Origin of the sequence: Microcoleus sp. BM001215392 (assembly GCF_036700185.1) — a bacterium.
Taxonomy (GTDB): domain Bacteria; phylum Cyanobacteriota; class Cyanobacteriia; order Cyanobacteriales; family Microcoleaceae; genus Microcoleus.
Genome location: NZ_JAUBOJ010000249.1, coordinates 1,157 through 11,109 on the forward strand (window position 1 = coordinate 1,157; position 9,953 = coordinate 11,109).

The 9,953-nt window shown below is 45.2% G+C and carries 11 protein-coding genes; 9 read left to right on the top strand and 2 right to left on the bottom strand.

The genetic code is table 11. The features are described from left to right. Positions 1-179 precede the first annotated feature (179 nt). Both QT974_RS22700 and QT974_RS22705 read left to right on the top strand, forming a co-directional pair. Positions 180-977: a hypothetical protein gene (locus tag QT974_RS22700; protein WP_333470685.1), complete on the top strand. Its 798-nt coding sequence runs from the start codon at positions 180-182 to the stop codon at positions 975-977. A 136-nt stretch (positions 978-1,113) separates the two neighbouring features. Continuing rightward, entirely contained in the window at positions 1,114-1,311 is a 198-nt protein-coding gene (locus tag QT974_RS22705; RefSeq protein ID WP_333255008.1) for a hypothetical protein, read from the top strand. Positions 1,312-1,340: 29 nt separating this feature from the next. Here the strand turns inward: QT974_RS22705 and QT974_RS22710 are convergent, their stop codons facing one another. Further along, positions 1,341-1,706, bottom strand: a complete 366-nt coding sequence (locus QT974_RS22710) for a clan AA aspartic protease (RefSeq protein ID WP_333470686.1) — start codon at positions 1,704-1,706, stop codon at positions 1,341-1,343. After that, a complete protein-coding gene (locus QT974_RS22715) occupies positions 1,703-1,975 on the bottom strand; it encodes a hypothetical protein (protein ID WP_333470687.1) in 273 nt (90 codons plus the stop codon). The genes QT974_RS22710 and QT974_RS22715 overlap by 4 nt, the downstream gene beginning before the upstream one ends. Positions 1,976-2,830: 855 nt before the next feature. On the opposite strand from QT974_RS22715, the gene hemE reads away from it, so the two are divergent. The 7 genes from hemE (at position 2,831) to QT974_RS22750 (ending at position 9,950) form a co-directional block, all read left to right on the top strand. Then, positions 2,831-3,895 carry a uroporphyrinogen decarboxylase gene (hemE, locus tag QT974_RS22720; protein ID WP_333470688.1) on the top strand — a complete coding sequence of 355 codons (1,065 nt, stop codon included), beginning with the start codon at positions 2,831-2,833 and terminating at the stop codon, positions 3,893-3,895. A gap of 398 nt (positions 3,896-4,293) precedes the next feature. Then, positions 4,294-5,259, top strand: coding sequence for an NAD-dependent epimerase/dehydratase family protein (locus tag QT974_RS22725; RefSeq protein WP_333470689.1), 966 nt, complete (start codon positions 4,294-4,296; stop codon positions 5,257-5,259). A gap of 492 nt (positions 5,260-5,751) precedes the next feature. Beyond that, a complete protein-coding gene (locus QT974_RS22730) occupies positions 5,752-7,350 on the top strand; it encodes a B12-binding domain-containing radical SAM protein (RefSeq protein ID WP_333470690.1) in 1,599 nt (532 codons plus the stop codon). Between the two features lie 230 nt (positions 7,351-7,580). Then, positions 7,581-8,057, top strand: a complete 477-nt coding sequence (locus tag QT974_RS22735) for a Panacea domain-containing protein (RefSeq protein ID WP_333470691.1) — start codon at positions 7,581-7,583, stop codon at positions 8,055-8,057. Continuing rightward, positions 8,038-8,481 (top strand): hypothetical protein, encoded by a 444-nt coding sequence (locus QT974_RS22740; protein ID WP_333470692.1) that lies wholly within the window; start codon positions 8,038-8,040, stop codon positions 8,479-8,481. The genes QT974_RS22735 and QT974_RS22740 overlap by 20 nt, the downstream gene beginning before the upstream one ends. A 391-nt stretch (positions 8,482-8,872) precedes the next feature. Next, complete coding sequence (locus QT974_RS22745) at positions 8,873-9,007, top strand: hypothetical protein (RefSeq protein WP_333470693.1); 135 nt, start codon at positions 8,873-8,875, stop codon at positions 9,005-9,007. 46 nt (positions 9,008-9,053) lie between these two features. Next, positions 9,054-9,950, top strand: coding sequence for a M48 family metalloprotease (locus tag QT974_RS22750; RefSeq protein ID WP_333470694.1), 897 nt, complete (start codon positions 9,054-9,056; stop codon positions 9,948-9,950). Positions 9,951-9,953: the final 3 nt, after the last annotated feature.

Sequence of the window (9,953 nt, forward strand, 5' to 3'; positions counted from 1 at the left end):
GGGGAAAATAATTAGTCTGCGATTAAAACAGTCAGCCCTGACGCACCCTACGATAAATCCTAAATAGTCCAGTTGGGTGAGGTTAACACGGTTGGCATAAATTAGATTTAAAATAGAGAGTGTATGCAAATGTCGGCGCCAACAAGGCAAAAAGATTTTAAAGTTTTTGAGAGGTTGATATGAAAACACACAACTTGTTAAATAGTATTGCTACCACTGTGCTAGTTGCCGGATTGGCACTTACGGGGATTCCGTCAAGTGCTGTTGCCGAATCGATACAAAATAACGATCGCATAGATGGAGTAATCCGCCGCACTTCCCCGATTTACCGTTTCCGAAATATGTGGACGCCCGGTGCTCCGACGGAAGAATTGCGCGGTCAAGAATACACTTTCAACGCTCAAGAAGGCGATAACATTCAAGTGTTTTTAGATACGGATAGAACTCGCGGTTTTACTCCCGTCATGGTACTATTTTACGGGAACAACAAACAAGTTGCTTTTACCCAAGACCGTTCTTTTAATTATGTGATTCCCCGCAGCGGCGATTACAAGCTTTTGGTGTTAGCGAAAGATGCTGCGAGGGGCGGTAGCTACACGGTGGAAGTTTCGGGAATTGATGGCGGCGACAGACGGGCTAGTAATAATAGATGGGATGACAGAAGCGACAGGGGCCGTAACAGCAGCTACGATGGAGAACGGATTTTGCGAGATGATTTTGGCTTAAACCCGATCGACTGTCGCCTCAGACGTACTATGGTAAGAGTAAGATTTGATGATGCCGGCAGGGACGGGACTTATTGCGCTGTACCGACTAGGGCTGTTCCGGCGGGCGATTATTATTACAATTCGCGGACTAGGGATTTAGATTCGGCGAGGGCGGATGATGGTAGATTCGATCGATCTAATGATAATAGCAGGTTCGATCGTCCCGATCAATGTCGCGTATCTGTAGGCGGAGTGTGTGTGACGAGATAGTTTCGTTTGTTTCGTTGGGGCGGGTTTTACAAACCATCAATGAGTCAAACCAACCATCTCAAAAACCCGCCCCAAACACTGCCCATGCGTTTGGGAATATTGGTATATTAATAATATTAATGATGTAGCAAAATATATGAGTGTTAAAGAACTTGAAACAGCAATTATGAACTTGTCAGTTAAGGAACTATCGGAACTCACTGCTTGGCTCATAGAGTATCGCCAACAGGTTTGGGATAGGCAAATTGAAGACGATTTGGAGGATGGGCGGTTAGATGCGCTACTTGATGAAGTCGATGCAGAGTATGAAGCGGGATTGGCTAAAGTGTTATGAAGCATCTGATGCACCTGATTAACAAGCAACTACAACTCTTCAATAGTCACTAATCCACCCTCTGTGAACTGCACTACAAGTTCATATTCCTCTAGCAACGAAGTTCCCAGCAAAGGTCGCCGCCCTGTCGCAAGTACGCGAACTTCTCGTTCCTCCCCGTTCCAAAGGATAATAGCTTCATGTACTGGCAAAGTAACTTCGCTATTATCAGCTAAGTTCACAGGCATAGCATACTTAAATGGTAAGCCTAACAGAGTAACTGCTTCTGAAGGTAGACAAAGTTGATCTGTAAATCCTGTGTCTACTACAAACTCGATAGATAAGTCTGGACGATTTGGGAAACGAAATTGCACAGCAACAGTGGGGTGTCCGTCATTTACAATACCAGAAATCACTTACTAACACGCTCCATAACACCGCCTAGGGAAGCTGCAACATTGTATCCGATTCGGATACCAAAAAGCCTAGGGTTTGGATGCTTTTTGCTGAGTTTCCGTGCTGCTTGCAAGCCGTTTTTGTCAACTTCGTACTCACCTGTCTCAATGTCGATAATCACCATTTTGCCAATATTATTTTCTGACTCGACTTTGGCGCGGATGCTGCTTTCATAAAGTTGCTTCGCAAGCTTTGCGACTTCTTCGTGACTTAATAGGATTGTTTGCATAAATAACTTCCTAGCGCTACTTTGCCTTCTAGAACTTTCTTCATTATATCTTAGGCATGGGTAGATAAAAGAAAAAGATGGCTGTCAGCCTCTTTTTTGTTGTTGCCATTCAATTAGTTTCTCCAGGGAGCGGGTATCCCGGCAATAGTCCTATACCTGCTTTAAAAGGTTCACGTTGAATCCTTGAAACTAGAAAGTACGTCATCTATCAAACATAGGGGTGTCATGGAGATGCACAGTATGTGACTGATTAGGAGTACAAAAAGGTTTGCAGCTAGCATAAAACCTGGTACGAGTAACAAAACCCAGCCTATACAAATAATGTACAAATTTGAGCTGTACAGTAAAGGAGCAAATACAGCAGTGAGAAAAAGCCATTTGAGGAAGAATGGTAAGTTACCCTGAGTGTTTACATTGTTTGTCCACTTGCCCTGAAGAGTAGGCTTGTAGATAAACCCGAGTACAGACCAGTTTCTCCAAAGTTCTACAGTGGATTCAAATTTTATTTTCTTCATAGTCTTAACGTCTCGACTAAAAAATAATGTAATAGCAGCATCGGGAGTCTACCCGTTTATATTCTCAAGTATTCCCGTACTTGGTTCTTTACTAAATTTCGATTCAATTAATTTGCCCTGCGATCGAGGATACTTCCAATATAACCCCCCATAAATTGGAAGCAGTCTAGATGTGATTTGGCAGCCTCGCGATCGACCAAATCCCGACTCTCCAAAATCGAACTCAGCCACTTCCCCCATCTTCCTCACGGCCAAAACAGGAATTTTCGATCGAAAAGGACGATCGCACAATGGTAAGCTACCAAAGACATTAAAATATCTAAGGTAGAGACAAGTTAAGATGTCGGCATTAAATGAAGTTCCCTTACTGTTGCGGGCAGCCCGCGGCGAAACCCTAGAACGCCCGCCCGTGTGGATGATGCGCCAAGCCGGCCGCTACATGAAGGCTTATCGAGATTTGCGAGAAAAGTATCCGTCGTTTCGCGAACGTTCCGAAATACCCGAAGTTGCGATCGAAGTTTCGCTTCAGCCGTGGCGCGCATTTCAACCCGACGGCGTAATTTTGTTTTCCGATATCGTCACCCCAATGCCCGGTTTGGGCATCGACATGGACATCGCCGAAGGTAAAGGCCCGATTATCCACGCACCCATCCGCACTCAGCAGCAAATAGACAACCTGCAACCGCTGAATCCGGAAGAAAGTTTGCCTTTTATCAAAACAATCCTCAAATCCCTGCGCGCGGAAGTCGGCAACAAATCCACCGTGCTCGGTTTTGTCGGCGCGCCCTGGACTTTGGCCGCCTACGCCGTTGAAGGCAAAGGTTCTAAGGATTATGCGATTATCAAAAACATGGCATTTTCCGATCCAACTTTACTGCATCAGTTGCTCTCAAAATTCGCCGATGCGATCGCAGTTTACGTCCGCTATCAAATCGACTGCGGCGCCCAAGTAGTGCAAATGTTCGATTCCTGGGCCGGCCAACTGTCCCCGCAGGACTACGACACCTTCGCTCTACCATACCAAAAACAAGTATTCGAGCAAGTCAAAAAAACCCATCCCGACACCCCGCTAATCCTATTAGTCACAGGTAGCGGCGGCCTTCTCGAACGCATGGCTACATCCGGCGCAGATATCGTCAGCGTCGATTGGACGGTTGATATGGCCGACGCGCGCAAGCGTATGGGCCCCAACATGAACGTTCAGGGAAATCTCGATCCCGGCGTATTGTTTGGTTCTCAACCGTTTATTCGCGATCGAATTCTTGATACAATTCGCAAAGCGGGCCCGCGCGGACACATCCTCAATTTAGGACACGGCGTATTGCCGGGAACTCCCGAAGATAACGTGCGTTTCTTCTTTGAAACCGCCAAACAAGCCGACAAATTGCTCGCAGTTACTGCTTAAATTTGACTGTCGGACTGTTGGACACTCCGACAGTCCGACAATCCGACAGTCCGACAATCCGACAGTCCGACAGGGGTTTAAACCCCTGTCTCATAGCTAAAGTCCTCTTAAGAGGACTAAAAATTAATATTTCAGTCGGTTTTAACTCACATCTTGCACTATTGTGAATAAAGCTTTTAGGGTCGGGCTAGAAACAACGCACCACAAGAAAATTCACTCTTTGTATAACAGGCCGGAAAGCCTGTTATTAAAAATGCTTCTCTTTAGTCGGTTTCAACCGACTTTTGCTTTGAGGCTCTTGTTTAAACCCCTGCCGGACTCAGGGAAAGCGCGTTAAGCAAAGCCGTTTCCCTAGCATCAAAAAAACTCTCATTTCTCCCATCTTCCCCTCCGGCAAAATGAACGCCAAAAAAATTTTCATAACGGGTGCAAGTGGCTGTATCGGTCACTACATGGCCGAAACCTTGATTCAACAGACAAACCACGAACTCTACCTATTAGTTCGCAACCCCGACAAGCTAAAATTTGATTGGAAAGCGCGATCGGGCATCAATATCATACAAGGCGACATGAAAGATATTGAGCAATTTGCGGAACTGCTGCAAACAATAGACGTAGCAATTTTAGCAGCCACAGCTTGGGGAGGAACCCAAGAAGTTTTTGATGTCAATGTCACCAAAACTCTGCGCCTCATTCAACTACTTTCGCCCCAGACTTGCCAACAAGTAATATACTTTTCAACCGCCAGCATTCTCGGTAGAGATAACAACTTACTCAAAGAAGCCGGAGAACTGGGAACAGATTATGTTCGCTCCAAATACGATTGCATGACGCAATTATCAACGTTAACAAACGTGCCTCCAATTACCGCACTTTACCCAACATTAGTATTGGGAGGAGACGCCGAAAAACCAGTTTCTCACCTCTCATCCGGTTTGCCACTTGTCGCCAAATGGATTGGTTTGATTCGCTGGCTGAAGGCAGATGGCAGCTTTCACTTCATCCACGGCGCAGACATTGCTACAGTAGTTAATTACTTAGTCGAACATCCGCCCGATTCCAAAGAAGCGCGACATTTCGTACTCGGAAATTCGGCGATTACCGCGAACGAAGTTGTCGAACAAGCTTGCAAGTATTTGCATACAAAAATATTCTTTCGGATTACTCTGTCACCTTGGCTTGCCGATTTCTTTATTTGGTTGTTCCGAATTCAGATGGCTGCTTGGGATAGATTTTGTATCAGCTACCGCCATTTTACTTATCAAAATCTGGTCAATCCCGAAAGCATCGGATTGCCGAGTTACTGCGGCACAGTTGCTGATATGTTAAGAACTAGCGGGATTCCAAATAAAAATACAAAGTAGTCCGTACACTTCTTGGCGCGACTAATCGGACGCGTCTATCTGGTTTTTGAAGCCTGAAGAAGCATGACCGCAGATAAGTTATTAGTTATAATCTTATATTAACTACGGTCATGCTATAGCCCATACAAACATATTTGCCTTGCGCCAGATGCACCCAATCGGACGATGCGCTTTGAGCATCGTCCTAATTATTTTTGCAATTCAAGTCTACTGTTTCAAATTCTTTTTTGCCTGATTCGGGCACTTTTGAAGCGATTATCGTCAATCAATGGTGAGATACGATAAGATATCAGCATTTGCAGACTTTAACAGGGAACTGCAAGCTAAAAATTGCGCCCATTATCTTTGTTTTAGGGGGTGTCACCCCTTTCTAGATAGTCGATCGCGCGCAAGATCGTAATTTTAGCCTTAACATTAAATCTTGAGAGTCGATCGAACTCTCAAACGCCAGCCAGATCGCAAGTCTTTTAGTGATGTGAGGTTTAACATACTATGCGAGTGCTTCTAGTTTACCCCCTGTTCCCAAAAACATTCTGGTCTTATGAGAAAATCCTAGAATTAGTCGATCGCAAAGTGCTGCTTCCACCGCTGGGTTTGGTCACAGTAGCAGCCATTCTACCCCAAGAATGGGAATTCAAGTTAGTCGATCGTAACATCCGACAAATCACCGAAGCAGAATGGGAATGGGCCCAGCTCGTTATTCTGTCGGCGATGATTGTCCAAAAAGAAGACTTGCTAGACATCATCCGCGAAGCCAAGCGGCGCGGTAAATCCGTAGCCTGCGGCGGCCCTTACCCGACTTCGGTACCCGAAGAGCCCCAAGCAGCCGGCATCGATTACCTGATTCTCGACGAAGGCGAAATCACCCTACCGATGTTCGTCGAAGCCATCACGCGCGGTGAAAAAAGTGGAATGTATCGATCGGACGGCCTAAAACCCGATGTTACCACAACCCCAGTACCCCGCTTCGACCTGCTGGAATTAGACAGCTACGACTCAATGTCGATTCAATTTTCGCGAGGCTGTCCCTTCCAGTGCGAATTCTGCGACATCATCGTCCTCTACGGGCGCAAACCCCGCACCAAAGAACCCCAACAATTAATAGCAGAACTAGACTGTCTCTACAACCTAGGTTGGCGGCGCGGCGTGTTCATGGTAGACGACAACTTTATCGGCAACAAACGCAGTGTCAAACTATTACTAAAAGACTTAGAAGTCTGGCAAATAGAACACAAATTCCCGTTCAACTTCAACACAGAAGCATCCATCGATTTAGCCCAAGACCAAGAATTGATGGACATGATGGTGAAATGTCATTTCAACGCCGTATTCCTCGGAATTGAAACCCCCGACGAAGAAAGCTTGCAAATGACAAAAAAATTCCAAAATACTCGCAACTCTCTGATTGAATCAGTAGAATTAATTGCCAAATCAGGTTTGCGAGTCATGGCCGGATTCATCATCGGATTCGACGGCGAAAAACCGGGCGCAGGCCAACGCATCGTCAACTTTGCCGAAGCAGCAGCAATTCCCAGTACAACCTTTGGAATGCTGCAAGCTTTACCGCACACTGCATTGTCGCACCGACTAGCAAAAGAAGGCAGATTGCGCGACAAATCCGGCAATTTGAATCAGACCACATTAATGAACTTCATTCCCACGCGGCCGCTAGAAGACATCGCCAGGGAATACGTCCAAGCATTTTCTGACGTGTACGATGCTGAGAAATACTTAGACCGCACCTACCGCCACTTCTTGATGTTAGGTGCACCTACAGCAAATATACCATCAAGAATCCCCAGTTGGATCGACTTGCGAGCGCTGCTAACCGTAGTTTGGCGCCAAGGAGTCAAGCGTTCAACTCGCTGGAAGTTCTGGCATCATTTATTTAGCATCATCAAACGCAATCCTGCCGTTTGGGATCATTATTTGACTGTGTGCGCCCACAACGAGCATTTCCTGGAATACCGCCAAATTGTGCGGGATGAAATCGAAGAACAATTAGCCGAGTTTTTGGCGGACGAAGCTCAACAGGAACAGCAAAAAGCCCTGATTGCTTCCCTTGCAGAAAAACAAGTGCAAGTAGTTTAAGGTTGGATAATTAAACCGCAGATTCACGCAGATAAACGCAGATAAATCTCAGATTGTCTGCGTTTATTTTGTTCTTTAATTTCGTTGTAATCTCGTTTGTAATCTCGTTTGCAGGCTCTGCCTGGAAATGTGATATCCTGCGGCTCTGCCGCCTCTTGAAAGGGTAATCTAGTTTAATATAGTAGATAATTATGATATCATAGAATCCAAAACTTATTGACTCAAAATATATGACCACAATAACTACAATAACAACAGCCTCCCAACTAGCAGATTACTACATTTGGTTTGCCAATGACGTAGGCTCCTACCTCAGCAACCACAAGCTCCAAAAACTCTTGTACTACGCCCAAGCATGGTATCTAGCCTTTGAAGACACATCGCTTTTTGATGAGGATTTTGAAGCCTGGGTGCACGGGCCAACTATCCCGACTTTATTTTACGAATACAAAGAACAATTTGGATTTAAGCCAATTCTCAAAGAAGTCGAAAAACCCGAGTTTCCCGAAGAAGTACAAGAGTTTTTGGACGACTTATCCAATGATTATTTTTTTCGTGATGCTTATGAGTTGGAATTGATGGTGCGCCGCGAAGATCCTTGGATTAAGGCGAGAGGTGAGTTGCCAAAAGATGAACCTTCTCATGCTATTATTACGAAGGAATCAATGAAAAAATACTACAAAACTCGTGTCATCGAAGAAGAATAAAAAAAGACAAGATACAAATCTGCGCAGTCAAATCTCTTCAGCAAATAGAGAGATTGTGCAAATACAAATACCAGAAGGAGTGAGTTTTTCTTTCAGGTACTATCAGGATGACAAAGATAAATTTTCACTAGCCAACAGAGATGCTAGATATCTAGCATCTCTGTTGAGAAGGCTACGGGATTTATCACAATTGAATTTTCAAGAAATCATCAATAATCAGAGTAAAAGCCTGCGCTGTCATAGCATAGCATGGCAAGATACAACGGAGCCTAATGGTTTTGGGATTCCCAATGAAGCTATGCTAGTAAATATCCCTTACCAATTTCAAATATCTGCTAATGAATACGGTAGGGTGCATGGATTTTTTAGTGAAAATATTTTTTATATTGTTTGGCTAGACCCAGACCACAATCTTTATAGTTGAAATCTCATAATTTTTAGCATTCAATCGATATTAGATCGTATAATAAAAAACTTATTTAGCTAACTCGCTGTAGTGTGAATCAGGAATTTTTTTTAGTCCCGGTACGGTGCGGCTCCATCCAAAATCCCCAAAAAATTGTACATCCGCGCCACACGACACAATAGTCAGGTGCGCCGCCTCACAAAGCGCCGATTATTGATCAAAAATATGACATATCCGCACCCTACTTCATAGCTTTTTCAACAGCAGATGTAGGCGCTTCGCCTTATTGAAGGGTACGCAGAGCAACGCAGATGAATCCGAGATGATGGGCGTTCAACAGTTGACAGTTGACAGTTGACAGTTGACAGTTTGAGAGCGACTTCTACCTAGAAGTCCGAGGATTGGAGTAATGAATAGTCTGATTTTTATTTCTCCCTCAAAGGGTTCCGGCTTTCAACCAATTATTTCTGGTAAATACTACTATTGGCCGCCCAACTTACTTCGACAGATAGAGACGATCGCGCCCGCAAATATGAAAATCTAATAACAAGCTCAAAAATATCAAAATTCGCGAGATCCCTCAACCCCCCATGCTAGGAACCAATCAACTCAGAACAGCCGCTCTGTTAGGACTGCTAAGCGGTCTGCTCGTTTTAGGAAGTTATTACTTAATCGGTAACGAGCAAGGACTTTACATCGGTTTAGCGCTAGCCGCCTTCAGCAGTTTTAGCTCTTGGTACTATTCCGATACCGCAGCATTAATGGCTTACCGCGCTCAGCCGATCGCCCGCAGCGAAGCTCCCGAAATCTACGATATTGTAGCATCACTGAGTGCCAAAGCAGAAATTCCCGTGCCGAAAATCTTTGTAGTTCCGACTCAATCTCCCAACGCATTCGCCACGGGAAGAGACCCGGAACACGCGACAATAGCAGTTACCGAAGGCATCATCAACCTGCTTTCCCGCGAAGAATTGGAAGGCGTTTTAGCGCACGAACTAACGCACATCCGCAACCGCGATACCCTCACTCAAGCAGTAGCCGGGACGATCGCCGGTGCGATTACATTTGTGGGGAGAATTCTGACATTTGGAGCGCTTTACGGCCCGGTAACGCGGGATAGCAGACAAGGCCCGAATCCGTTTGGTTTGCTATTTTTAATCATTTTAGCACCGCTATCAGCAACCTTAATTCAATTGGCGATTTCGCGGACGCGGGAATTTGCAGCCGACAGCGGTGCGGTGGAAATTACCAATAACCCGATCGGCTTAGCAAACGCGCTGCAAAAATTGGAAAAAATCGGCCGTGAAATTCCGATGCACGGCAATCCGGCGATGTCACCGCTGTTAATTGTGAATCCTCTTTCGACTAAAGGTTTGCAGTCGCTTTTCCGCACTCACCCATCTACCGAAGAACGGATTCAGCGGCTTTTAGCGATCGCGCAGCAGCAGCAAGGTTCTCCTGTGATGGCGTTCATGAGCGGGATTTAGTCG

Bases quoted from the DNA above. Each gene is read 5' to 3' on its own strand.
- QT974_RS22700 (WP_333470685.1), top strand. From the start codon at position 180: ATGAAAACACACAACTTGTTAAATAGTATTGCTACCACTGTGCTAGTT.
- QT974_RS22705 (WP_333255008.1), top strand. From the start codon at position 1,114: ATGAGTGTTAAAGAACTTGAAACAGCAATTATGAACTTGTCAGTTAAG.
- QT974_RS22715 (WP_333470687.1), bottom strand. From the start codon at position 1,975: ATGCAAACAATCCTATTAAGTCACGAAGAAGTCGCAAAGCTTGCGAAG.
- hemE (WP_333470688.1), top strand. From the start codon at position 2,831: ATGTCGGCATTAAATGAAGTTCCCTTACTGTTGCGGGCAGCCCGCGGC.
- QT974_RS22725 (WP_333470689.1), top strand. From the start codon at position 4,294: ATGAACGCCAAAAAAATTTTCATAACGGGTGCAAGTGGCTGTATCGGT.
- QT974_RS22730 (WP_333470690.1), top strand. From the start codon at position 5,752: ATGCGAGTGCTTCTAGTTTACCCCCTGTTCCCAAAAACATTCTGGTCT.
- QT974_RS22735 (WP_333470691.1), top strand. From the start codon at position 7,581: ATGACCACAATAACTACAATAACAACAGCCTCCCAACTAGCAGATTAC.
- QT974_RS22745 (WP_333470693.1), top strand. From the start codon at position 8,873: ATGAATAGTCTGATTTTTATTTCTCCCTCAAAGGGTTCCGGCTTTCAA.
- QT974_RS22750 (WP_333470694.1), top strand. From the start codon at position 9,054: ATGCTAGGAACCAATCAACTCAGAACAGCCGCTCTGTTAGGACTGCTA.